The 24,584-nt window shown below is 51.3% G+C and carries 24 protein-coding genes and 2 pseudogenes; 16 read left to right on the top strand and 10 right to left on the bottom strand.

Annotation, left to right across the window (positions count from 1 at the left end; genetic code table 11):
• The first annotated feature begins 1 nt into the window (after position 1).
• The 9 genes and pseudogenes from AAYN39_RS06335 to AAYN39_RS06375 all read left to right on the top strand — a co-directional run bounded on the left by AAYN39_RS06335 (position 2) and on the right by AAYN39_RS06375 (position 9,263).
• Positions 2 to 1,564, top strand: coding sequence for an anthranilate synthase component I (locus AAYN39_RS06335; RefSeq protein WP_044790059.1), 1,563 nt, complete (start codon positions 2 to 4; stop codon positions 1,562 to 1,564).
• Entirely contained in the window at positions 1,564 to 3,159 is a 1,596-nt protein-coding gene (trpD, locus tag AAYN39_RS06340; RefSeq protein WP_000763483.1) for a bifunctional anthranilate synthase glutamate amidotransferase component TrpG/anthranilate phosphoribosyltransferase TrpD, read from the top strand. Before AAYN39_RS06335 ends, trpD begins: the two co-directional genes overlap by 1 nt.
• 3 nt (positions 3,160 to 3,162) lie before the next feature.
• A pseudogene (gene trpCF / locus AAYN39_RS06345) lies at positions 3,163 to 4,521 on the top strand (bifunctional indole-3-glycerol-phosphate synthase TrpC/phosphoribosylanthranilate isomerase TrpF).
• A 9-nt stretch (positions 4,522 to 4,530) separates the two neighbouring features.
• Positions 4,531 to 5,724 (top strand): tryptophan synthase subunit beta, encoded by a 1,194-nt coding sequence (trpB, locus tag AAYN39_RS06350; RefSeq protein ID WP_000209485.1) that lies wholly within the window; start codon positions 4,531 to 4,533, stop codon positions 5,722 to 5,724.
• Positions 5,724 to 6,530: a tryptophan synthase subunit alpha gene (gene trpA / locus AAYN39_RS06355; protein WP_000443029.1), complete on the top strand. Its 807-nt coding sequence runs from the start codon at positions 5,724 to 5,726 to the stop codon at positions 6,528 to 6,530. The genes trpB and trpA overlap by 1 nt, the downstream gene beginning before the upstream one ends.
• Positions 6,531 to 7,009: 479 nt before the next feature.
• A complete protein-coding gene (locus tag AAYN39_RS06360) occupies positions 7,010 to 7,192 on the top strand; it encodes a general stress protein (RefSeq protein ID WP_000807657.1) in 183 nt (60 codons plus the stop codon).
• An 89-nt stretch (positions 7,193 to 7,281) separates the two neighbouring features.
• Positions 7,282 to 7,785 (top strand): ferritin-like domain-containing protein, encoded by a 504-nt coding sequence (locus tag AAYN39_RS06365; protein ID WP_001022822.1) that lies wholly within the window; start codon positions 7,282 to 7,284, stop codon positions 7,783 to 7,785.
• A gap of 73 nt (positions 7,786 to 7,858) precedes the next feature.
• Positions 7,859 to 8,365, top strand: a complete 507-nt coding sequence (locus tag AAYN39_RS06370; RefSeq protein WP_001109977.1) for a ferritin-like domain-containing protein — start codon at positions 7,859 to 7,861, stop codon at positions 8,363 to 8,365.
• 19 nt (positions 8,366 to 8,384) lie between these two features.
• Positions 8,385 to 9,263 (top strand): manganese catalase family protein, encoded by an 879-nt coding sequence (locus AAYN39_RS06375; RefSeq protein WP_000488351.1) that lies wholly within the window; start codon positions 8,385 to 8,387, stop codon positions 9,261 to 9,263.
• Positions 9,264 to 9,344: 81 nt separating this feature from the next.
• Here the strand turns inward: AAYN39_RS06375 and ompW are convergent, their stop codons facing one another.
• On the bottom strand, positions 9,345 to 9,983 hold the full coding sequence (gene ompW, locus AAYN39_RS06380) for an outer membrane protein OmpW (RefSeq protein WP_000714798.1): 639 nt from the start codon (positions 9,981 to 9,983) through the stop codon (positions 9,345 to 9,347).
• Positions 9,984 to 10,320: 337 nt separating this feature from the next.
• Here ompW and AAYN39_RS06385 point away from each other — a divergent pair, with 337 nt between their 5' ends.
• The 4 genes from AAYN39_RS06385 (at position 10,321) to yciA (ending at position 12,652) form a co-directional block, all read left to right on the top strand.
• Positions 10,321 to 10,725 (top strand): YkgJ family cysteine cluster protein, encoded by a 405-nt coding sequence (locus tag AAYN39_RS06385; RefSeq protein ID WP_000114955.1) that lies wholly within the window; start codon positions 10,321 to 10,323, stop codon positions 10,723 to 10,725.
• A 25-nt stretch (positions 10,726 to 10,750) separates the two neighbouring features.
• Positions 10,751 to 11,494, top strand: a complete 744-nt coding sequence (locus AAYN39_RS06390) for a YciC family protein (protein ID WP_000028506.1) — start codon at positions 10,751 to 10,753, stop codon at positions 11,492 to 11,494.
• Positions 11,495 to 11,550: 56 nt separating this feature from the next.
• Positions 11,551 to 12,090, top strand: a complete 540-nt coding sequence (locus AAYN39_RS06395; RefSeq protein WP_000808682.1) for a septation protein A — start codon at positions 11,551 to 11,553, stop codon at positions 12,088 to 12,090.
• A 160-nt stretch (positions 12,091 to 12,250) separates the two neighbouring features.
• Positions 12,251 to 12,652 (top strand): acyl-CoA thioester hydrolase YciA, encoded by a 402-nt coding sequence (gene yciA, locus AAYN39_RS06400; protein ID WP_000210317.1) that lies wholly within the window; start codon positions 12,251 to 12,253, stop codon positions 12,650 to 12,652.
• 58 nt (positions 12,653 to 12,710) lie between these two features.
• Here yciA and tonB read toward each other — a convergent pair whose 3' ends face one another.
• A complete protein-coding gene (gene tonB, locus AAYN39_RS06405; RefSeq protein ID WP_010989146.1) occupies positions 12,711 to 13,439 on the bottom strand; it encodes a TonB system transport protein TonB in 729 nt (242 codons plus the stop codon).
• Between the two features lie 223 nt (positions 13,440 to 13,662).
• Here tonB and AAYN39_RS06410 point away from each other — a divergent pair, with 223 nt between their 5' ends.
• A complete protein-coding gene (locus AAYN39_RS06410) occupies positions 13,663 to 13,959 on the top strand; it encodes a YciI family protein (protein WP_000967605.1) in 297 nt (98 codons plus the stop codon).
• A 43-nt stretch (positions 13,960 to 14,002) separates the two neighbouring features.
• On the opposite strand, the gene AAYN39_RS06415 is transcribed toward AAYN39_RS06410, so the two are convergent.
• A complete protein-coding gene (locus tag AAYN39_RS06415) occupies positions 14,003 to 14,176 on the bottom strand; it encodes a YciY family protein (protein WP_001531561.1) in 174 nt (57 codons plus the stop codon).
• Between the two features lie 142 nt (positions 14,177 to 14,318).
• On the opposite strand from AAYN39_RS06415, the gene cls reads away from it, so the two are divergent.
• Positions 14,319 to 15,779, top strand: a complete 1,461-nt coding sequence (cls, locus tag AAYN39_RS06420) for a cardiolipin synthase (protein ID WP_000206886.1) — start codon at positions 14,319 to 14,321, stop codon at positions 15,777 to 15,779.
• Between the two features lie 33 nt (positions 15,780 to 15,812).
• The gene (locus tag AAYN39_RS06425; protein WP_000425070.1) at positions 15,813 to 16,142 is read left to right on the top strand and encodes an HI1450 family dsDNA-mimic protein; all 330 of its coding nucleotides are present in this window, start codon (positions 15,813 to 15,815) and stop codon (positions 16,140 to 16,142) included.
• Positions 16,143 to 16,189: 47 nt separating this feature from the next.
• On the opposite strand, the gene AAYN39_RS06430 is transcribed toward AAYN39_RS06425, so the two are convergent.
• From AAYN39_RS06430 to AAYN39_RS06460, 7 genes and pseudogenes are all read right to left on the bottom strand, one after another.
• The gene (locus tag AAYN39_RS06430) at positions 16,190 to 17,026 is read right to left on the bottom strand and encodes an ion transporter (RefSeq protein WP_000059078.1); all 837 of its coding nucleotides are present in this window, start codon (positions 17,024 to 17,026) and stop codon (positions 16,190 to 16,192) included.
• A gap of 47 nt (positions 17,027 to 17,073) precedes the next feature.
• Positions 17,074 to 18,078, bottom strand: a complete 1,005-nt coding sequence (gene oppF, locus AAYN39_RS06435) for a murein tripeptide/oligopeptide ABC transporter ATP-binding protein OppF (protein ID WP_000994704.1) — start codon at positions 18,076 to 18,078, stop codon at positions 17,074 to 17,076.
• Complete coding sequence (locus tag AAYN39_RS06440; protein WP_000058853.1) at positions 18,075 to 19,082, bottom strand: ABC transporter ATP-binding protein; 1,008 nt, start codon at positions 19,080 to 19,082, stop codon at positions 18,075 to 18,077. The genes oppF and AAYN39_RS06440 overlap by 4 nt, the downstream gene beginning before the upstream one ends.
• An 11-nt stretch (positions 19,083 to 19,093) precedes the next feature.
• Positions 19,094 to 20,001 (bottom strand): annotated as a pseudogene (oppC, locus tag AAYN39_RS06445) (oligopeptide ABC transporter permease OppC).
• Positions 20,002 to 20,015: 14 nt separating this feature from the next.
• On the bottom strand, positions 20,016 to 20,936 hold the full coding sequence (oppB, locus tag AAYN39_RS06450) for an oligopeptide ABC transporter permease OppB (protein WP_000911094.1): 921 nt from the start codon (positions 20,934 to 20,936) through the stop codon (positions 20,016 to 20,018).
• 121 nt (positions 20,937 to 21,057) lie between these two features.
• On the bottom strand, positions 21,058 to 22,689 hold the full coding sequence (gene oppA, locus AAYN39_RS06455; RefSeq protein WP_001682191.1) for an oligopeptide ABC transporter substrate-binding protein OppA: 1,632 nt from the start codon (positions 22,687 to 22,689) through the stop codon (positions 21,058 to 21,060).
• 775 nt (positions 22,690 to 23,464) lie between these two features.
• Positions 23,465 to 24,112, bottom strand: coding sequence for a YchE family NAAT transporter (locus tag AAYN39_RS06460; RefSeq protein ID WP_000615840.1), 648 nt, complete (start codon positions 24,110 to 24,112; stop codon positions 23,465 to 23,467).
• Positions 24,113 to 24,584: the final 472 nt, after the last annotated feature.

A 24,584-nucleotide genomic window follows, 5' to 3' on the forward strand; every position in this document is an offset into this window, starting at 1 on the left:
CATGCAAACACCAAAACCCACGCTCGAACTATTGACCTGCGATGCCGCCTACCGGGAAAACCCAACGGCGCTTTTTCACCAGGTCTGCGGCGATCGCCCGGCAACGCTGCTGCTGGAATCCGCGGATATCGACAGTAAAGACGATTTAAAAAGCCTGCTGCTGGTAGATAGCGCGCTGCGCATTACCGCTTTAGGTGACACTGTCACTATTCAGGCGTTATCTGATAATGGCGCCTCGTTATTGCCGCTACTGGATACCGCCCTGCCCGCTGGCGTGGAGAACGAAGTCCTGCCTGCCGGTCGCATTCTACGCTTTCCGCCCGTCAGCCCATTATTAGATGAAGACGCCCGTTTATGCTCTCTGTCGGTATTTGATGCGTTCCGCCTGTTACAGGGAGTGGTGAACATACCGACGCAAGAGCGGGAGGCTATGTTTTTCGGCGGTCTGTTTGCCTACGACCTGGTCGCTGGCTTTGAAGCGCTGCCACACCTTGAGGCTGGCAATAACTGCCCGGACTACTGCTTTTATTTAGCGGAAACGCTGATGGTGATAGATCATCAGAAAAAAAGCACCCGTATTCAGGCCAGTCTGTTCACCGCCAGCGACCTGGAAAAACAGCGCCTCAACGCCCGCCTGGCGTACCTTAGCCAACAGTTAACCCAGCCTGCGCCGCCGTTGCCGGTGACGCCGGTGCCGGACATGCGCTGTGAATGCAATCAGAGCGATGACGCGTTCGGCGCGGTGGTACGCCAGTTGCAAAAAGCCATCCGCGCGGGCGAGATATTTCAGGTGGTGCCGTCGCGCCGCTTTTCACTGCCCTGCCCGTCGCCGTTGGCTGCCTACTACGTGCTGAAAAAGAGCAACCCCAGCCCGTATATGTTCTTTATGCAGGATAATGATTTCACGCTTTTCGGCGCGTCGCCGGAAAGCTCGCTGAAATATGACGCCGCCAGCCGTCAGATTGAGATTTACCCCATCGCGGGTACCCGTCCACGCGGTCGCCGCGCCGATGGTACGCTGGACAGAGATCTCGACAGCCGTATTGAGCTGGACATGCGTACCGACCAGAAAGAGCTTTCCGAACATCTGATGCTGGTCGATCTGGCGCGCAATGGCCTGGCGCGCATCTGTACGCCGGGCAGTCGCTACGTTGCCGATCTGACCAAAGTTGACCGCTATTCGTACGTGATGCATCTGGTTTCCCGGGTAGTGGGCGAACTGCGTCACGATCTCGACGCGCTGCACGCCTATCGCGCCTGCATGAACATGGGCACCCTGAGCGGCGCGCCGAAAGTACGCGCCATGCAGTTGATTGCCGATGCGGAAGGACAGCGCCGCGGCAGCTATGGCGGCGCGGTCGGTTACTTCACCGCCCACGGCGATCTGGACACCTGTATTGTTATCCGCTCCGCGCTGGTGGAGAACGGTATCGCCACCGTACAGGCGGGCGCCGGAATCGTGCTGGACTCTGTTCCGCAGTCTGAAGCCGATGAAACCCGTAATAAAGCGCGCGCCGTATTGCGTGCTATCGCCACCGCGCATCATGCACAGGAGACCTTCTGATGGCTGATATTCTGCTGCTCGATAACATCGACTCGTTTACCTGGAACCTGGCAGATCAGCTACGGACCAACGGTCATAACGTGGTGATTTACCGTAACCATATTCCGGCGCAGACGCTTATCGATCGCCTGGCGACAATGAAAAATCCGGTGCTAATGCTCTCCCCCGGTCCGGGCATTCCCAGCGAGGCAGGCTGTATGCCGGAGCTGCTGACCCGACTACGCGGCAAGTTACCGATCATCGGCATTTGTCTGGGGCATCAGGCGATTGTCGAAGCTTACGGCGGTTATGTCGGTCAGGCGGGAGAAATCCTGCATGGCAAAGCCTCCAGCATTGAACATGACGGTCAGGCGATGTTCGCCGGTCTGGCGAATCCGCTACCGGTCGCGCGTTATCATTCGCTGGTCGGCAGTAATGTTCCTGCCGGGCTAACCATTAACGCCCATTTCAACGGCATGGTGATGGCGGTACGTCATGATGCGGATCGCGTTTGCGGTTTTCAATTTCATCCTGAGTCCATCCTGACGACACAGGGCGCGCGTCTACTGGAGCAAACATTAGCCTGGGCGCAGCAAAAGCTGGAACCGACCAACACCCTACAGCCAATTCTGGAGAAACTCTATCAGGCGCAAACTCTGACGCAACAAGAGAGCCATCAGTTGTTTTCGGCGGTCGTCCGCGGCGAACTTAAGCCTGAACAGCTCGCCGCCGCGCTGGTGAGCATGAAAATTCGCGGCGAGCATCCCAATGAAATTGCCGGCGCCGCCACTGCGTTGCTGGAAAATGCCGCCCCGTTCCCGCGCCCGGACTATCTGTTTGCGGATATCGTTGGTACCGGCGGCGATGGCAGTAACAGTATCAATATCTCTACCGCCAGCGCCTTTGTCGCGGCGGCCTGTGGACTGAAAGTGGCGAAACACGGCAACCGCAGCGTATCCAGCAAATCGGGGTCATCCGATCTGTTGGCGGCGTTCGGTATTAATCTGGATATGAACGCCGATAAATCACGTCAGGCGTTAGATGAACTGGGCGTCTGTTTCCTGTTCGCGCCGAAATATCACACCGGATTCCGTCACGCGATGCCGGTTCGCCAACAGTTAAAAACGCGAACCCTGTTCAACGTACTCGGCCCGCTGATCAACCCAGCGCATCCGCCGCTGGCATTGATTGGCGTCTATAGCCCGGAACTGGTGCTGCCGATTGCGGAAACCTTACGGGTACTGGGCTATCAGCGCGCGGCGGTGGTACATAGCGGCGGCATGGATGAGGTTTCGCTCCATGCGCCGACGATTGTCGCGGAGCTGCATGACGGCGAAATTAAAAGCTATCAACTTACGGCGGAGGATTTTGGCCTGACGCCTTACCATCAGGATCAGTTGGCTGGCGGCACGCCGGAAGAAAACCGTGACATTCTGACGCGGTTATTACAAGGTAAAGGCGATGCCGCGCATGAGGCCGCCGTCGCCGCCAACGTGGCGATGCTGATGCGTCTGCATGGTCAGGAAGATCTCAAGGCCAACGCGCAAACCGTGCTTGATGTTCTGCGCAACGGCACCGCATATGACAGAGTCACCGCACTGGCGGCAAGAGGGTAAATAATGCAAACCGTTTTAGCGAAAATCGTCGCAGACAAGGCGATTTGAGTAGAAGCCCGCAAACAGCAACAGCCGCTGGCCAGTTTTCAAAATGAGATCCAGCCAAGTACACGCCATTTTTATGATGCGCTCCAGGGCGCGCGTACCGCCTTTATTCTGGAGTGTAAGAAAGCATCGCCATCAAAAGGCGTGATTCGCGACGATTTCGATCCGGCGCGTATTGCCAGTATTTATCAACATTACGCCTCGGCGATCTCGGTGCTCACCGACGAAAAATATTTTCAGGGGAGCTTCGATTTTCTGCCGGTCGTTAGCCAAAGCGCGCCGCAGCCGATTCTGTGTAAGGATTTTATTATCGATCCCTATCAGATCTACCTTGCCCGTTACTATCAGGCCGATGCCTGTTTACTGATGCTCTCGGTTCTGGATGACGAACAGTATCGCCAACTCTCCGCCGTCGCGCACAGTCTGAAAATGGGCGTGCTCACGGAGATCAGTAATGACGAAGAACGGGAGCGCGCGATAGCGTTAGGCGCAAAAGTGGTAGGTATCAACAATCGCGATCTGCGCGATCTGTCGATTGATTTGAATCGCACCCGCCAGCTGGCGCCAAAACTGGGCCACGGCGTGACTGTCATCAGCGAGTCCGGGATTAACACCTATGGTCAGGTACGCGAACTGAGCCACTTCGCCAACGGTTTTTTAATTGGCTCCGCGTTAATGGCGCATGACGATCTTAACGCCGCCGTCCGTCGCGTGCTGCTTGGCGAAAATAAAGTCTGCGGCCTGACCCGCGCCCAGGACGCTAAAGCGGCCTGTGACGCTGGCGCAATATATGGCGGGTTGATTTTTGTGCCCTCATCTCCGCGCGCGGTTAGCGTTGAGCAGGCGCGAGAAGTGATAAGCGGCGCGCCATTGCAGTATGTCGGCGTTTTCAAGAACGCTGATATCGCCGATGTTTGCCAGAAAGCCGCCGTCCTGTCGCTTTCTGCCGTACAGCTACATGGCAGCGAAGACCAGGCGTATGTCAACGCGCTGCGCGAGGCGTTGCCGCGCAATGTGCAAATCTGGAAGGCGCTGAGCGTTAGCAATGCCCTTCCCGCACGCGATTATCACCATGTCGATAAATACATTTTCGACAATGGGCAAGGCGGCAGCGGGCAGCGCTTCGACTGGTCACTGCTACAGGGGCAACCGCTGGATGATGTGTTACTGGCGGGCGGGCTGGCGGCCGATAACTGCGTCCAGGCGGCGCAAGTCGGCTGTGCCGGTCTCGATTTTAATTCAGGTGTGGAGTCACAGCCGGGCATCAAAGATGCTCGTCTTCTGGCCTCGGTTTTTCAGACACTGCGCGCATATTAAGGAAAAAACATGACAACACTTCTCAACCCCTACTTTGGTGAATTCGGCGGCATGTATGTGCCGCAGATCCTGATGCCTGCGCTGAACCAGCTTGAAGAGGCCTTCGTCAGCGCGCAAAAAGATCCTGAATTTCAGGCGCAATTCGCCGATCTGCTAAAAAACTACGCGGGACGCCCCACCGCGCTGACGAAATGCCAGAACATTACCGCCGGTACGCGTACCACGTTGTATTTAAAGCGCGAAGATTTACTGCACGGCGGCGCACACAAAACCAATCAGGTACTGGGTCAGGCGCTGCTGGCCAAACGGATGGGTAAAAGCGAGATTATCGCTGAAACCGGCGCCGGTCAGCACGGCGTCGCCTCTGCGCTCGCCAGCGCCCTGCTGGGTCTGAAATGCCGTATCTATATGGGTGCCAAAGACGTTGAGCGCCAGTCGCCGAACGTCTTCCGTATGCGTCTGATGGGCGCTGAGGTCATCCCGGTTCATAGCGGCTCCGCTACGCTAAAAGATGCCTGTAACGAGGCGCTGCGCGACTGGTCCGGTAGTTACGAAACCGCGCACTATATGCTCGGCACGGCGGCAGGACCGCATCCCTATCCTACCATCGTTCGCGAGTTCCAACGCATGATTGGCGAAGAGACGAAAGCGCAAATCCTCGACAAAGAGGGCCGTCTGCCAGATGCCGTTATCGCTTGCGTCGGTGGCGGCTCAAACGCTATCGGGATGTTTGCGGATTTTATTAATGATACCAGCGTCGGGCTAATAGGCGTTGAACCTGGCGGTCACGGTATTGAAACCGGCGAGCATGGTGCGCCGCTTAAACATGGTCGCGTTGGCATCTATTTCGGGATGAAAGCGCCGATGATGCAAACAGCAGACGGGCAAATTGAAGAGTCCTATTCCATTTCCGCCGGACTCGATTTCCCGTCCGTTGGGCCGCAACATGCGTACCTGAACAGCATCGGACGCGCGGATTATGTCTCCATTACCGATGATGAGGCGCTGGAAGCCTTCAAAACGTTGTGCCGCCATGAGGGAATTATCCCGGCGCTGGAGTCCTCCCACGCGTTGGCGCACGCTCTGAAAATGATGCGCGAGCAGCCGGAAAAAGAGCAACTGCTGGTGGTCAATCTCTCTGGCCGCGGAGATAAAGACATCTTTACCGTACACGATATCCTGAAAGCGCGAGGGGAAATCTGATGGAACGCTACGAAAATTTATTTGCCCAACTCAACGATCGCCGGGAAGGCGCTTTTGTCCCCTTCGTGACCCTGGGCGACCCTGGCATTGAACAGTCACTGAAAATTATTGACACACTGATTGACGCTGGCGCCGACGCTCTGGAGCTGGGGGTTCCCTTCTCCGATCCTCTGGCCGATGGCCCTACCATCCAGAATGCGAACTTACGCGCCTTCGCCGCTGGCGTCACGCCAGCTCAGTGTTTTGAAATGCTGGCGCTGATTCGTGAAAAACACCCGACCATTCCGATTGGCCTGCTAATGTACGCGAATCTGGTGTTCAATAACGGCATAGATGCGTTCTATGCCCGTTGTGAACAGGTTGGCGTAGATTCCGTGCTGGTCGCAGATGTCCCGGTTGAAGAATCGGCCCCCTTCCGCCAGGCGGCGTTACGGCATAATATCGCGCCGATCTTCATCTGCCCGCCAAATGCGGATGACGATCTTCTGCGCCAGGTCGCATCTTACGGCCGCGGTTATACCTACCTGCTTTCGCGTTCGGGCGTCACCGGCGCGGAAAACCGTGGCGCATTGCCGTTGCATCATCTCATTGAGAAGCTTAAAGAGTACCACGCCGCGCCTGCGTTACAGGGCTTCGGTATCTCCTCGCCGGAACAGGTGTCTGCGGCCGTGCGTGCCGGGGCGGCTGGCGCTATCTCCGGCTCAGCCATTGTCAAGATTATCGAGAAAAACCTCGCGTCTCCCGAACAGATGTTGGCGGAGCTCAGGTCCTTTGTCTCAGCGATGAAAGCCGCCAGCCGCGCATAACGGGTTAAGCCGTCAGCATAACGCTGGCGGCTTAATGAGAGGTTGGCGCCAAACCAGAATCACGATTCAGGCGTACATCATCAATCTTTTTGGTGTTATTCCCCGTCCAGCTTTCAAAAAGTCTGAAGTCAATTTTTGCTAAGAAAACTCCTAATCACGCCGAAAAATTTAGCGTTTTCACGTCAATTTCCCCCGCCTTTATGTAAAGAAATGTCAACAAACAATGCATTAACGTTTCCAGGGCCGCAGATAGTGACTCTTGTTATTAATAACAATGCAAAGCATTTTCTGTTAAATCGCTTATTCTAAAAGAAAATATAGAATATATTATCTCTAAACCATTTTTTGTGCATTATTTACGCGGTAAATCACAACTATTTCCGTCAATTTGACTAATCGGTTTAACCAACTAATTTTAATAGGGTGTCGACACGGTTAAAACCGATTTTTTCAGCAAGCAACGAGACAGGAGAAATAATATGGCCGAACATCGTGGTGGTTCAGGAAATTTCGCCGAGAATCGTGAAAAAGCATCTGAAGCGGGCCGCAAAGGCGGTCAGCATAGCGGCGGGAATTTCAAAAACGATCCGCAACGAGCTTCTGAAGCCGGTAAAAAAGGTGGTCAGAATAGTCACGGCGGACGTAAATCCGATAATTCCTGATTTACTGTAATGTAAATATAACACATGCTTTTATCAAGCAATCTGCGAGTCTTCTGGCTCGCAGTATTTTGCCCAGGAGAATTAGATTTATGAATATCAAAACCGTTGAAGACCTTTTTATCCATCTACTTTCAGATACCTATAGTGCAGAAAAACAATTAACCAAGGCTCTTCCTAAACTTGCCAGAGCCACGTCCAATGAAAAATTAAGCCAGGCCTTTCAATCTCATCTTGAAGAAACCCAGGGTCAGATTGAACGTATTGATCAGATCGTCGAATCTGAATCTGGCATTAAACTGAAAAGAATGAAATGCGTCGCTATGGAAGGGCTGATTGAAGAAGCCAATGAAGTCATCGAAAGTACGGAGAAAAACGAAGTACGCGATGCAGCGCTTATCGCCGCGGCGCAAAAAGTCGAGCATTACGAAATCGCCAGCTACGGCACGCTAGCCACCCTGGCCGAGCAGCTCGGCTATAGCAAAGCATTAAAACTGCTCAAAGAAACCCTCGACGAGGAAAAACAAACTGATTTAAAACTTACCGATTTAGCAGTCAGCAATGTTAATAAAAGTGCTGAACGCAAATCGAAATAATATTTTTAATTATCAGCTTGCATGATTCCGATTTTATTATCGGAGCAGATTATCACGCATTGAGGAATGTAAAATGAATTATACTGAACATTATCATGACTGGCTTCGTGACGCCCATGCCATGGAAAAACAGGCAGAATCGATGCTTGAATCTATGGCCAGCCGTATTGAAAATTATCCTGATATAAAAGCCAGAATTGAACAACATATTAGTGAAACCAAACATCAAATTACCATGCTCGAGGAAGTGTTGGACCGTAATGGCATTTCCCGTTCGGTGTTGAAAGACTCCATGAGTAAAATGGCAGCAATGGGGCAATCTATCGGTGGCATGTTCCCTTCCGATGAAATTGTCAAAGGCTCAATTAGCGGTTATGTTTTCGAGCAGTTCGAAATTGCTTGTTATACCTCCCTGCTGGCGGCGGCAAAAAAAGCTGGCGACACTGCCTCAATTCCAACGATTGAAGCCATTCTGAAAGAAGAAATGCAAATGGCTGACTGGCTTATCAAACATATTCCGCAGACAACGGAACAATTTTTACTGCGATCTGAAGCAGATGGCGTTGAAGCCAAAAAATAAATAATAAGCAGGAGGCAATATGTTTCGACACGTAAAACAACTTCAATATACTGTGCGAGTGAGCGAACCTAATCCTGGATTAGCGAACCTGCTGCTGGAACAGTTTGGCGGCCCGCAGGGCGAACTGGCGGCCGCCTGCCGCTACTTCACGCAAGGTTTAAGCGATGATGATGCCGGTCGTAGAGAGATGTTAATGGACATCGCCACCGAGGAGCTGAGTCATCTGGAAATTATCGGCTCACTGGTAGGAATGCTTAATAAAGGCGCTAAAGGCGAGCTGGCGGAAGGCACCGAAAGCGAAGCGGAACTTTATCGCTCGCTGACGCAGAATGGTAATGACAGCCATATCACCTCTCTGCTGTATGGCGGCGGCCCTGCGTTGACAAACTCCGGCGGCGTACCGTGGACCGCGGCTTATATTGATACTATCGGCGAAGTCACAGCCGATCTACGCTCAAACATCGCGGCAGAGGCGCGAGCGAAGATTATTTATGAACGCCTGATTAACCTGACCGACGATCCTGGCGTAAAAGACACGCTCAGTTTCTTAATGACCCGTGAAGTCGCGCACCAGCTCTCTTTTGAAAAGGCGCTGTATTCGATTCGTAACAACTTCCCGCCGGGTAAATTACCGCCGGTAGAACAGTATACCGACGTGTACTACAACATATCGCAAGGCGACGATCCGCGAGGTAGCTGGAATAGCGATGAGAACTTCAACTATGTCGCAGAACCGATGCCTGCTGTTGATGGCGGCGATGGCCTGGCGACAGTGAAATTGCCGCGCGAGCAGATGGCGCTGCTCAAAGCGATGGCAGAAAGAACGAAATCGGACCCCACCGTTGATCCTCTCACTGGCGCAGAACTAGGCTGCGGCGAACCGAAAGAAGACAAGTGAGTTCCGACAAGTAAAATCCGTGTGTCATGTCCTTTTTTGACCCCGCCTGGCGGGGTCTTTTTTCGTCACAACATCACGCGATTAGAAACGATAGCCTGCCGAGAACATAAATACCCATGGGTCCAGACGCACGCTGTCATGCTGCTGCACGCCGCCCATTTTATAATTGGCTGTAGTATCAATATCCATGTACCAGACAGAGGCGCCAATTAACCAGTCGCGGTTAATCAGGTAATCTACCCCAACTTGCCCTGCCGCGCCCCAGGAATCCTTAAAGCTCAGATCGGACAGCCCGGTCTTTTTACCATTATCGTTAAAGTCGTTATCGAAGAAGGTGGTGTAGTTCACCCCCACGCCGACATAAGGACGCACTTTGCTGCTGGAATCGCCGAAGTACCACTGCGCCATTAACGTTGGCGGTAACAGGTGGACCGTGGCGATATCACCCGTCGCGCCCGTACCCACCTTATGGCGGAACGGCGTGGCCGCCAGCAATTCAACCCCGATATTGTCCGTCGCCATGTAAGTGAATGTCAGGCCGAGTTGCGTGTTATTACTCACATCAAACCCGTTTAAATGCCCCAGCGTACCACCCGCCCCTTCTGTAGGTCTGACGGTTGCCGGACCTGCACGCATAAAGAATTCTCCGGCTTCGTGCGCGAACGCGCTGCCTGAGAGAAGAGTTGTTAACGCCAGTGCCGCCACTGTAAATTTTTTCATACCCGCTCCATCGTTATGGTTATAAAAGCGTGATGAATATACCCACAATGAAGTAATAAGTGATCTAACACAGATCACATTTGTTCTTATAATTTAACATTTATTGATCCAGATTAATTTAGAACTTGTATTGAAAATCCTGGTTATAGGAATTCAGATCAATTTTGACATATTCACGCTATGCAAATATTTGTCTGCTCCTGTTGCCCTGGCGATAAAGGCTGGCTAAGGTAATCAATGTCCCGCAATGGCGCGTGGCGGTAAGATTCGCGAACACTGCGGGACAGATTAATTTCCGTTGTAATCTATTGATACGTGAGTTTTTTGCAGGTGAATCATGAGCGTTCTTAACCCATGCATGACATGCGGTGCCTGTTGTGCCTATTTTCGTGTCTCCTTTTATTGGGCTGAAGGCGACGATGCCAGCGGACGCGTTCCGGCGTCATTAACCGAGCCTGTTACCCCTTTTTTACGTTGTATGGCCGGTACCAACCAAAAACAGCCGCACTGTAAAGCGCTAATTGGCACGCCGGGTGAAAACGTCAGTTGCGCTATTTATGAAAACCGCCCTTCAACCTGTCGCGAATTTTCGATATCGGGCGAAGGAGGCGAAGTGAATGAGGCGTGTAATCGCGCCCGCGCGCGATACGGATTACCGCCGCTTTACAAAGATATGCTTTTCCATACAACTGCTGATGCTGCCACTGTAGAGTTATCCAGGGTACAATTGCCCGCAAATTAACACCTGCAAAACTCAAGGAGAGTGCATGTCTATCACGGCGAAGTCCGTTTACCGTGACGCCGGAAATTTTTTCCGAAATCAATTTATTACTATCTTGCTGGTTTCGTTGCTGTGCGCATTTATCACGGTGGTCTTAGGTCATGCCTTTTCACCCAGCGATGCGCAAATCGCGCAACTCAGTGAAGGAGAACATCTGGCAGGCAGCGCTGGCCTGTTTGAGCTGGTACAAAATATGACGCCGGAGCAGCAACAGATCCTGTTGCGCGCCTCTGCCGCCTCGACGTTTTCCGGGCTTATCGGCAACGCTATTCTGGCCGGCGGTATCATCCTGATGATTCAGTTAGTTTCAGCGGGACATCGGGTTAGCGCGCTGCGCGCTATCGGCGCCAGCGCCCCTGCATTGCCTAAACTGTTTATTCTTATTTTTCTGACTACCCTGTTAGTGCAAATCGGTATAATGCTGATTGTCGTTCCGGGGATTATTATGGCCATTGTGCTGGCGCTTGCGCCAGTGATGTTGGTTGAAGAGAAAATGGGCGTGTTTGCCGCAATGCGCAGCAGTATGCGTTTAGCCTGGGCTAACATGAAACTGGTCGCGCCTGCGGTGATAGGCTGGTTACTGGCTAAAACATTGCTATTGCTGTTCGCGCCCAGCTTCGCTGTACTGACCCCAAATGTAGGCGCTGTACTGGCGAATACGTTGAGCAATCTGATTTCCGCAGTATTGCTTATCTACTTATTCCGCCTGTATATGTTGATTCGCCAATAATCCGCAATGCGCCGTTACGCGGCGCATTCGACGCTCGTTGATGATGGAATCGAAGAATGAAGCAGTTTCTGGATTTTTTACCGCTGGTTGTCTTTTTTGCGTTTTATAAACTTTATGACATCTATGCGGCGACCTCCGCACTGATTGTCGCAACGGCAATCGTGCTGATTTATAGCTGGGTGCGCTATCGGAAAATAGAGAAGATGGCGCTGATTACCTTTGTTCTGGTTGCCGTCTTCGGCGGTCTGACGCTCTTCTTCCATAACGATGAATTTATTAAATGGAAGGTGACGGTTATTTATGCGCTGTTCGCCGGCGCGCTGTTAATAAGCCAGTGGGTGATGAAAAAACCGTTAATCCAACGTATGTTAGGTAAAGAACTGGCGTTGCCGCAGCAGGTCTGGTCAAAGCTGAACCTGGCGTGGGCGCTGTTTTTTATTGCGTGCGGTCTGGCTAACATTTATATCGCCTTCTGGTTGCCGCAAAATATCTGGGTTAACTTTAAGGTCTTCGGACTCACGGCGCTGACGCTCATTTTTACCCTGCTGAGCGGCGTCTATATCTACCGGCATCTGCCACAGGAAGATAAATCATAACCCTCCCGTGACTTATCATCGCCAGACTGCGAACGCCTGGCGATATTTTCTCCGCCTTTACGCCCTGCGCTTTCCCGTCAGTACCTTTATTCCCACTATTCTCCACACAATATTCATAGTAGCATCGCGGCTGTAATTTTTTCTGATAGTCGGTTTTACAATGACAACAATGGATAATACTCCTCAGGGCGAGCTGGTTTTACGTACATTGGCCATGCCTGCCGATACCAATGCGAACGGCGATATTTTTGGCGGCTGGCTGATGTCGCAAATGGATATTGGCGGCGCGATACTGGCCAAAGAGATCGCGCACGGTCGGGTTGTAACCGTACGCGTGGAAGGAATGACATTTCTGCGCCCCGTCGCGGTTGGCGATGTCGTATGCTGCTACGCGCGCTGCGTTAAACGCGGTACGACGTCTATTAGCATCAATATTGAAGTCTGGGTGAAAAAAGTCGCGTCAGAACCGATTGGACAGCGCTACAAGGCCACCGAGGCGCTGTTTATTTATGTTGCCGTCGATCCGGACGGTAAACCTCGCCCGCTCCCGGTTCAGGGTTAAGTATACCCGCTTACGCCGCCAGCAGGTGATGGTATATTCCTACTGGCGGCGCCAGAGATTACTCAATCTGCGCCGCACCGTTCAGACGGAAGATAATATTGACCACCAGCCCGGAACCCGGCTTGCCTGCTTCATAGCGCCATTTTCGCATCGCATTCTTAACTTCACGCTCAAACATATTGGCTGGCTGCGCGGATAGAATCTGTACATTTTCCACTCGCCCAGCAGCGGTCACGTCAAACTTCACCTTTACGCGGCCTTCAATACGTAACGCCTGTGCTCGCGCCGGATACTGCGGCTGGTTACGGCTCAGAGCTCGAGGTCCAGTGGGCACGCTCACCGCCGGCTTGCTGGTCGCCGATGCGGTGCCGCTTGTTGGCCGCATCGGGGCGCTATTTTCAAACGGTGAGGCAGGACGCGGTGCGGCTGGTTTGACTTCGCGCTTCGGCTGCTCTTCAACCTTTTTCACCGGTTCCGGTTTCGGTTTTGGCTTGGGTTTTGGCTTAGGTTTGGGTTTCTCAATCACCACGGGCGCTTCTTTAGGCGGTTCAGGGATCGGCTCTGGCTCCGGTTCGGGTTCAACCACCGGCTCCGGCGGCGGCTGAACCGCCTGGGGCGGCTCCAGGTCAGCGGGTGAAACCATTGTCACCGTGATAGGCTGCGCTGGCGCAGGCAATTCAATAACCTGATGTACCGAGGTATAGAGCAAACCTGCCACTACAGCACCATGAATGCCTACGGAAAGGAGTGTCGACCAGGGAAAGCGACGAGGTAAATCAAGGGTCATTGAAGTCATAATCGTTTCAGTTGAAAAACCAGAGCTGAATTTTAAATGCAAATAGCAATCATATTCAATAAGGCATTGCCGATAGCGGCATTTAAAAGATGATATTGCACAAAAACACCACACAAAATGTGCATGTTTAACAAAGTCGGTATCTTTACATTGCAGTTAAATGCCCTTTCCAATAACGTAATCAGCAACTTTTACCGATTAAGGAGCTCTACCCGTGCTGTATGTTATTTACGCTCAGGATAATGCCAACTCGCTTGAAAAACGCCTCTCGGTACGGCCCGCGCATCTGGCGCGCCTGCAACTTCTGCATGATGAAGGGCGATTATTAACTGCCGGGCCGATGCCCGCAGTGGACAGTAACGATCCTGGGGTAGCCGGATTTACCGGGTCAACGGTGATTGCTGAATTTGAATCTTTAGAAGCAGCGCAATCCTGGGCTGATGCGGATCCCTACGTCGCAGCGGGCGTCTATGCGCAGGTTTCGGTCAAACCGTATAAGAAGATCTTTTGAAAAGGATGGCCTGTTGGGCACCGCATACGGTGCCCTTTCTGGCTCACACACCGTGAATCGCAAAGAGTAATGAATTACGCTGACGATTAAAGATGCATTTCCTGATAGTATGGATACGCATATTACGGCGTGATTGCCCTTCAAGCCAACGCGCTTTACGGCGGCTCGCCTGACGTAGCATTCGCCAGCGCCCCACTTCCGTTCTACTACGCTTCATGTTTACGACTCTCACTGTAACAGAAGCGCCATTATACCCCCTCGCCGGATGCAGACCAGCGCTTTTCCCGTGTTTTTATTTGCCATGTGAATCCTGACGCGTAAACTCTTAACAACACGCTTTCTAAAGGATTTTTAAAGTTATGACAACCTTCTACACCGTGGTGAGTTGGCTGGTCATTTTGGGATACTGGGTTCTCATTGCCGGCGTCACATTACGTATTCTAATGAAACGGCGCGCAGTTCCCTCCGCAATGGCCTGGTTGTTAATCATCTATATCCTTCCGCTGGTCGGGATCATCGCCTATTTGTCCGTGGGCGAATTGCATTTAGGCAAACGTCGCGCCGAGCGTGCCCGCGCCATGTGGCCGTCTACCGCCAAATGGTTGAATGACCTCAAAGCCTGCAAACACATTTTCGCGCAAGAAAACAGTAGCGTCGCATCGTCCTTGTTTAAGCTGTGCGAACGACGTCAGGGGATTGCGGGCGTCAAAGGCAACCAGTTGCAATTACTTACCGACTCCGATGATGTCATGCAGGCGCTTATTCGCGATATCCAACTGGCGCGGCATAATATCGAAATGGTGTTTTACATCTGGCAGCCAGGCGGCATGGCGGATCAGGTCGCTGAATCGCTAATGGCCGCCGCCCGCCGCGGCATCCATTGCCGGCTTATGCTGGATTCCGCGGGTAGCGTCGCTTTCTTCCGCAGCCCCTGGGCGGCCATGATGCGTAACGCTGGCATTGAAGTCGTAGAGGCGCTGAAGGTGAATCTGATGCGCGTCTTTTTACGCCGTATGGATCTTCGCCAGCACCGTAAAATGGTGATGATTGACAATTACATCGCCTATACCGGCAGTATGAATATGGTGGACCCGCGTTTTTTCAAACAGGATGCCGGCGTTGGACAATGGGTCGATTTGATGGCGCGGATGGAGGGTCCCGTGGCGACAGCAATGGGGATTGTTTACTCCTGCGATTGGGAAATCGAGACGGGTAAACGCATTCTGCCTCCCCCGCCGGACGTGAATATTATGCCGTTTGAGCAGGCCAGCGGGCATACCATTCATACCATTGCTTCCGGTCCTGGTTTTCCGGAAGATCTCATTCACCAGGCACTATTAACCGCCACCTATGCTGCGCGCGAATATTTAATTATGACCACGCCATATTTCGTCCCCAGCGACGATCTGCTGCACGCCATTTGTACCGCTGCGCAGCGCGGCGTGGATGTCAGTATTATCCTGCCCCGTAAAAATGATTCACTGCTCGTCGGCTGGGCCAGTCGCGCCTTTTTCAGCGAGTTACTGGCGGCGGGCGTGAAAATCTATCAGTTCGAAGGCGGGCTGTTGCATACCAAAAGCGTGCTGGTCGATGGCGAACTGAGCCTGGTCGGTACCGTGAATCTCGACATGCGTAGCCTGTGGCTTAATTTCGAGATTACGCTGGTCATTGATGATACGGGTTTCGGCGCCGATCTGGCTGCGGTACAGGACGATTATATTTCGCGCTCCCGCCTGTTAGATGCGCGTTTGTGGGTAAAACGTCCGTTATGGCAGCGTATTACCGAGCGATTGTTTTACTTCTTTAGTCCATTGCTGTAAAACGTGACCAACATGAGTAAACAGGTAGTCACTATGGAAATGGATCTGAACAATCGCCTGACTGAAGACGAAACGCTTGAGCAGGCTTACGATATTTTTCTTGAGCTGGCGGCGGATAATCTTGATCCGGCTGATATCATTCTGTTCAATTTGCAATTCGAGGAGCGCGGCGGCGCGGAGTTGTTTGATCCCGCTGAAGACTGGCAAGAGCACGTCGATTTTGACCTGAATCCAGACTTTTTTGCCGAGGTGGTGATTGGCCTGGCGGATACCGAAGACGGCGAAATTAACGACATTTTTGCCCGCGTTCTGCTGTGCCGGGAAAAGGACCACAAGCTGTGCCATATTCTCTGGCGCGAATAAGCGGTTCAGGCCGGATGGCGTCTGATAGCGCCCTCCGGCAAGCCTGTTTAATCCGGTAGCTTACTGCCGCATCGGTTACAATATTGCGCGCTATGTTCATGCTGGCTTTGCTGGCACTGCGGACATTTTTGCTGCCAGTGACGTTTTTGAAACGCGCTGCTCATGTGCGTGGTAATCAGTCCTGTAGGAATCGCAATCACCGAATAACCAATCAAAATAAGCACCGACGCGACAATACGTCCCAGCGGCGTATGCGGCGTAATATCACCGTACCCCACGGTTGTGACTGTCACTATCGCCCAATACACCGAGGCATTAAGCGTCGTGAAGCCATATTTCGGTCCTTCAATAAGATACATCAGGGCACCGAAAATAATCATCACGATCGCAATAAATGAATAGAACAGAATAAGCTGATGACGCGCGCTAATAATGGCGCTCCAGAATACGCGCAGGGATGGCATAAAACGTAGCAGTTTAAGAATACGCAGCACGCGAATCGCTCGCATAGCGCGCCAGGCAAACATATAGTTCAGGCTAATTTCCGGCCATAGCCACATGACGTACAGCGGCAAAATCGTCACCAGATCAATAAATCCCCAGAAACTAAAAACGTATTTTGCCGGTTCGGGCCAACTAAACAGTCTGAGCAAGTATTCACCGGTAAATATCAGGGTAACGCACAGCTCCAGCCAGACAAAAATATGCCATTCATCAAATGTCAGGTGATATTCCGTTCCTACGCCTGATTCAACAAAAATGACCAGTACGCTAAGCAGCGCAAACAGCGCGCATAACCCTTCAAAACGGCGACTTGAGCGCGTAGTCAAATCGAACAGATTATGATAAAGACGACGGCGAACCGACGACAAAGAAAGTGACACGGTAACCTCACCTAAAAGAAGGGCTGACGAATTGTCAGCCCTTGCGATTATAACGGGTCTACTTTAAGGCAGGAAACGGCATGGCGAAAACTCCCTTCCAACACCGGTCGCGTTTGCGCGCATTCTGGCCCGGCTAGCGGACAGCGTGTACGGAACACGCAGCCGGAAGGCGGGTTAATGGGCGAAGGTAATTCGCCCTCCAGCAATTGTATCTTCTTATTTCGCTCCAGATCGGGATCGGGAATCGGTACCGCCGACATCAGCGCTTTGGTATAAGGATGCAGTGGATTATGGTACACCTCATCATAGGTGCCCAATTCTACCGCATGACCGAGATACATCACCAGGACACGATCGGATATGTGCTTTACGACCGCCAGATCGTGCGCAATAAAAATCAACGACAGCCCCATCTCTCGCTGTAACTGCTGGAGCAAATTCACCACCTGCGCCTGAATAGAAACGTCCAGCGCCGACACCGGCTCATTGCAAATAATGAGCTTAGGCTCCAGGATCAACGCCCGGGCGATACCGATGCGCTGGCACTGCCCCCCGGAAAACTCATGGGGATAACGGTTGATGAGATTCGGCAGCAGCCCCACTTTCAGCATCATGGCTTTCACGCGGTCACGCACGTCCTGGCGCGAAAGCTTAGGATGATAAGTGCGCAGCGGTTCAGCGATAATTTCGCCAATCGTCATTCGCGGGTTGAGTGACGCCAGCGGGTCCTGGAAAATCATCTGGATGTCGCTGCGCACCTCGCGCCACTCATCCGCTTTCATGCCCAACAGATCTTTTCCCAGCCAGGCGACTTTACCGTCTGTCGCCTTCACCAGACCAATAATGGCGCGCGCAAACGTCGACTTGCCGCAGCCGGATTCCCCCACCACGCCAAGCGTTTCGCCTTCATACAGGCGTAGCGTAACGCCGTCCACCGCTTTCAGGGTTTTCGGCGGTTGCCAGAACCACTGCTTCCCTTCTTTGATATCAAAATGTACTTTTAGATCGGCGATTTCGAGGAGAACTTTACGTTGTTCAATCACAGCATTCATAGCAGTTCCTCCACCGGTTTAAAACAGGCGCGCAAGCGACCAGGACTGAACGCTTCAAGTGGCGGCGCATTATTGCAGATCTCCATCGCATGAGGACAACGCGGCTGGAACGGACAACCTTTAGGCAAACGCAATAAATTGGGAGGATTGCCCGGAATCGTCAGCATTTCCGCCCCCTCGCTATCCAGACGCGGCACCGCATTAAGCAAGCCTATCGAATACGGATGAACGGGCTGATAAAAGACATCGCGCGCCTTACCGTATTCCATGGTACGCCCGGCATACATTACCAGGACCTTATCGCAAATACCCGCGACCACGCCCAGATCGTGGGTAATCATGATAATGGCGGTATTAAATTCGCGCTTTAGCTCATTAAGCAAGGTCATAATCTGCGCCTGCACGGTAACATCAAGCGCGGTGGTAGGCTCATCGGCAATAAGCAGTTTCGGCCTGCACAACAGCGCCATCGCAATCATCACACGTTGACGCATTCCGCCGGAAAATTCGTGCGGGTACATTTTCATCCGTTTGCGCGCTTCCGGTATTTTTACGGCATCCAGCATTCTGACGGACTCTTCAAAAGCTTCCGCTTTGCTCATTCCTTTATGCAGCATCAGGACTTCCATTAACTGCTCCCCAACGCGCATATAAGGATTTAGCGAGGTCATCGGGTCCTGAAAAATCATCGAAATCTGTTCTGCGCGCAGCGTATTCAGTTCGCGCTCAGGTAGATTAAGAATTTCACGTCCGTTAAAGGTCGCGGAACCGCCGATTCGACCATTCGTCGCCAGCAGTCCCATTAATGCGAACGCCGTTTGCGATTTCCCCGATCCAGACTCGCCAACAATACCTAACGTTTCTCCAGCGCGAAGCGTAAAGTTCAGATCGTTGACCGCCGTCACATCGCCATCAGGCGTAGCGAACGTAACACGAAGATCGTTTACCTCCAGCAGTACATTCGCCGGTTGCGGCGCCTGAGTTGCGGTTTCTGATAAGCTCATGGCTGTACTCCTTAACGATCTTTTGGGTCGAGGGCATCACGCAGGCCATCGCCAATAAAGTTAAAACAGAATAACGTCACCACGAGAAAGCCAGCCGGAAACAGCAGCAGCCACGGTAAGACTTCCATTGAATTTGCGCCATCGCTCAACAACGCTCCCCAACTGCTTAACGGTTCCTGCGTCCCAAGCCCCAGGAAACTGAGGAAAGACTCAAACAGAATCATGCTGGGCACCAGCAACGATGCATACACTACCACTACGCCCAGGACGTTAGGCACAATATGGCGGATCACAATGCTGGCGGTCGACACACCACCCACCTGCGCGGCTTCGATGAACTCTTTACGTTTAAGACTTAGGGTTTGGCCACGCACGATACGCGCCATATCAAGCCAGGAGACCATGCCGATGGCGACGAAAATCAACAGAATGTTCTGCCAAAAAACGTCACCAGCAAAATCACAAAGAACATAAACGGGAACGAGTTGAGGATCTCCAACAAACGCATCATCACAGAATCAATTTTGCCGCCCAGATACCCGGACAGCGAGCCATACAGCGTTCCGACAATGACCGCCACCAGCGCGGCGGCAATCCCGACCATCAATGAGATACGCCCGCCGATGGCAACGCGCACCAACAGATCGCGCCCGGAAGAGTCAGTGCCGAAATAGTGGCCGGACGCCATATCCGGCGCGCTGGACATCATGCCCCAGTCGGTATCGAAATAGGTAAATTGCGACAGCATAGGCGCTACTGTCACGAATAGGGCTATCAGAAACAGGACAATAAGACTGGCCACCGCCGCACGGTTATGCATAAAGCGCCGACGGGCATCTTGCCAAAGGCTGCGACCTTCCACCTCCAGCTTTTCACTGAAATTTTCCAGCGTCTCGCTGTTTTTCTTACTTAACATCATCGCGAGCTCCAGTATCAATAGCGAATTTTCGGGTCGATAACGGCATAGAGCACATCGACAATGGCGTTAAACAATATGGTCAGCGCCCCGACTAAAATGGTCAAACTTAACACCAGCGAGTAATCGCGGTTGAGCGCGCCATTAACGAAAAGCTGCCCAATGCCCGGTAAGCCATAAATCGTTTCAATCACCATTGAGCCGGTAATAATGCCGACAAAGGCTGGCCCCATATAGGATAAAACCGGCAGCAGCGCAGGTTTTAACGCATGGCGGAAGATGATTCTGCGCATCGGTAATCCTTTTGCCCGCGCGGTACGAATAAAGTTCGAATGCAGAACTTCAATCATTGAGCCGCGCGTAATACGAGCGATGCTGGCAATATAGGCCAGTGAAAGCGCGACCATCGGCAGGATCATAAATTTTAACGCCCCGCCGTTCCAGCCGCCGCCAAGCAGCCATTGCAAGGTTATTGCAAAGACCATCACCAGTAGCGGCGCTACCACAAAACTGGGGATAACGACGCCGGTCATGGCAAATCCCATCACCGTATAATCCCATCGCGTATTTTGCTTTAGCGCGGCAATCACGCCAGCGCTGACACCAATAATGACCGCCAGCAAAAAAGCGGCGGCGCCAAGTTTCGCCGAAACGGGGAAGCTGGCGGCAACCAGATCGTTGACCGTGTAATCTTTATATTTAAACGATGGTCCAAAATCGCCATGCGCCAGCTGCTTCAGGTAGCTGAAGTACTGCGTCATGATGGGATCGTTCAGATGATATTTTGCTTCAATATTGGCCAGCACTTCCGGCGGCAATGCGCGCTCGCCGGTAAAAGGACTCCCCGGCGCGAGGCGCATCATAAAGAAAGAGATGGTAATAAGAATAAACAGCGTCGGAATCGCTTCCAGACAGCGGCGTAAAATAAATTTCAACATTGCCCGTACCTTCTGGCCTGTGCCTTTACTTCCCGGACGTGACAAAAGATCCGCCAGGGAAAGTTATAGTGCGATGAAAAAAGACACCATGGGACAACCGCAGTTGTCCCATGTCTTGCCATTAATGTTTGATAATATATAAGTTTTTCACATAAATATTATCCAGCGGGTCTTTACCGGTATACCCGCCCACCCAGGGTTTCACCAGGCGCGCGTTAACGTAGTAATACACCGGCACAATAGCCGAGTCTTTATCTAACTGCTGCTCCGCTTTAGCGTAGAGTTCGCTGCGCTGCGTATCGTCCGCCACTTTCAGCGTGTCGGCAATCAGCTTATCAAACGCCGGGCTCTTATAATGCGCGGTGTTATTTGAACTGTCGGACAACATGGTATTCAGGAACGAGGTCGGTTCATTATAATCTGCGCACCACCCGGCTCTGGCGACATCAAAGGTGCCCTGATGACGGGTATCCAGGAAGGTTTTCCATTCCTGATTCTCCAGATTCACATTGACGCCCAGATTTTTCTTCCAGATAGACGCCACGGCAATAGCCAGTTTTTTATGCAGATCGGAGGTGTTATACAGCAGGTCGAATGTTAAGGGCTTATCCGCCGTAAAGCCGGCTTCAGCCAACAATTTCTTCGCTTCTTCATTACGCTTTTGCTGGGACCATTTGAACCACTCAGGCTCTACCAGTTTTGCGCCATCGGTATACGGCGGCGTGTAGCTATAAGCGGGTAAATCGCCCTGATTTTTAACCTTATTAACAATAATGTCGCGATCTAACGCCAGTTTCAGCGCGGTACGCACGCGGACATCGTTAAACGGCGCTTTTTGATTATTAATTTCGTAATAATAGGTACACAAATAAGGGTCTACGCGGACTTCATTCGGGATCTCTTTCTTCAGTTTCTGGAATAATTCGATCGGCATATTGTTATAAGTCATATCGATCTCGCCGCTGCGGTAGCGGTTAACATCCGTCACCTCCGAAGAGATAGGCAAATAAGTTACCTGATTGATGACGGTTTTGTCGTTATCCCAGTATTGCGGGTTACGCTCCAGCACGATACGTTCGTTCACCACCCAATTTTTTAACTTATAAGCGCCGTTAGTGACAATATTGGCTGGTTGCGTCCATTTATCGCCAAATTTTTCGACCGCTGATTTCGGTACAGGAGACACTGAAGGGTGGACCAACAATTTGTAGAAATAAGGCACCGGCTCACTTAAGGTCACTTTAAAGGTGTGATCATCAAGCGCTTTTACCCCCAGATCGGTGGCGGGTTTTTTACCGGCGATAATGTCATCGATATTAACGATATGACCGTATTGCAGATAGCTGGCGTACGGCGATGCCGTATTAGGATCGGCCAGGCGTTGCCAGCTATAAACGAAATCATGGGCGGTGACGGGCGTACCATCTGACCATTTCGCATTTTCACGTAGATGGAATGTCCAGACTTTAAAATCTTTATTTTCCCATTTTTCCGCGACGCCCGGTGAAGGATGCCCCTCGACATCACTAATTAATAAGCCTTCAAAGAGATCACGGCTGACGTTCGATTCCGGCACGCCTTCAATTTTATGCGGGTCGAGAGACTGCACTTCTGATCCATTATTACGTACCAACGTTTGCTTGTCGGCTAACTGAACACCGGCGGGCACGTCTGCCGCAGTCGCGGCGCTGGCGGCGATGAACGCAGTGAGTATTCCCACTGCAATTAAACTTTTTTTCGTGATGTTAGACATTGTGTTTGTACTCCACTCATTATAATTACTGGTTTTTACCAGCCTGTTTAATCCCGTCAGGGCTCCTGTACAGCACTGGTGGTGTACTGCCAGGTCTGTCACTGCTTTTGCTATCACCGACTTTATTTATTCTGACGATTCGTTCGATCGCTTTCGTCGATTCGGTATACGACGTACCTGCCCACGTCGCACGTTATTTCTGACAACCATGTAAATGAAAATAGTTATCAACAATGTGAAATCTTCTGCAAAATGTTTGGCCGAAAAGTATCAAATGCGTTTCTGAACCGCCAATTCATTTTACAATTTTGTTAACCAATTCTCTTTTATGGAAAATTGCCTGCCCAGAAAAACGGTTAAAGAATGTTAAAAATCTTTGATTTATTCTTTATAATCAATAAGTTGAAAGAAAAATATCTCTCTGTCGCATCGTAGGTTATGCCTGCGCCAGAAAACACACACAAATTTAACAAATGCTCATTATTTAGCACATTCATCTACGATGGAGCTGAAACAACTAATAACATTTCAATAATCCTTCATCAAGCCCCAGAGTATGGTGTGAATAAAATAACAGACCTACCGCTTCTCACGGTCTCAGTAATGTTCATAATAGATTGATTAATAAAAATAAATAGCGTTAGATTATATTAGTATTTTTTATCATTTAAACGCTGAATGCTTATCAAAGTAAGAAGTGTTACGTGGGAATGTCACTGGGAATGTCACAAGGCGGCCCCCTTAGGGCGCCGCCTGTAAATCAACAGGTGGGAGTTTAGTTGAGCAAGCCGGGGAAAATGCCTTTTATTCCTGTGACAATAAATTCGATGCCGAGCGCCATTAACAACAACCCCATGATTCGGGTAATAACGTTGATACCGGTTTGCCCCAGCAAACGAACCAGCCACGGCGCCATACGGAACACGCCCCAGCAGCAAAGCGCAAAAAGCGCAATGGCAACTGAAAAACCAAGCAAATGCGCGATGCTGTGATAACGCGTCCCCCAGACGATAGTGGAGCTAATCGCCCCTGGCCCCGCCATTAACGGTAGCGCTAACGGCACAACGCCAATGCTCTCGCGTATGGCCGTCTCTGACTTTTCTTGCTTGTTTTGTTTATCTTCCCCCAGCTTCCCGCTGATCATCGACATTGCAATGGTGACAACCAGGATACCGCCCGCAATTCTGAACGAATCAATAGAAATACCAAACAGCTGCAGGATGCCATCGCCGAGGAATAAGGAACTCCACAAGATAATCGCGACCGACAGATTCGCGGTGAGGTTAGTTTTATTACGCGCCGTGGCCGTCTGGTAGCTGGTCATGCTGATGAAAACGGGAATAATCCCCACCGGGTTAACCAGCGCAAAGAGCCCGATAAAGAACTTAAAGTAAACAGGAAAATCAAAAAGCGGTTGAATCACGGTTAGCTCCGAAGCGTTAGCCGGATGAAGTCAATGTTCGTTAATGATCAAAACGCGCAGAAGATACGCCTTTTATTCGCATAGTTCACCTCTTATCTACACCTAATTTCATCCATTCATCGCTGTTATTTATATGTACTCGTTATGCTAATCCACTTACTCTTCATGACAACGATTTCTTAACAATTTACATAAAAGGCTAAAATGGCCTGCTGAAAGGTGTCAGCTTTGCGTAATCTTGATTTAGATCACACAATCGCTACTCAGAAGTGAGTAATCTTGCTTACGCCACCTGGACGTAACGCGTTAGAGTTAAATGATACTAACGCAGAAGCTCTTTTAGTAAATCAGAGCGAAACGGACGTTAAGTAACCACCTGAATTTCAGGTATTTATACAAAGTATCGTCGATCTGTCTATACTCACGTATCGCGCAGATGATTTACTAAAAAAGTTTAACATTATCAGGAGAG

This window comes from Salmonella sp. K21076 (assembly GCF_039650795.1).
In the GTDB taxonomy this organism is placed as follows: Bacteria; Pseudomonadota; Gammaproteobacteria; order Enterobacterales; family Enterobacteriaceae; genus Salmonella; species Salmonella enterica.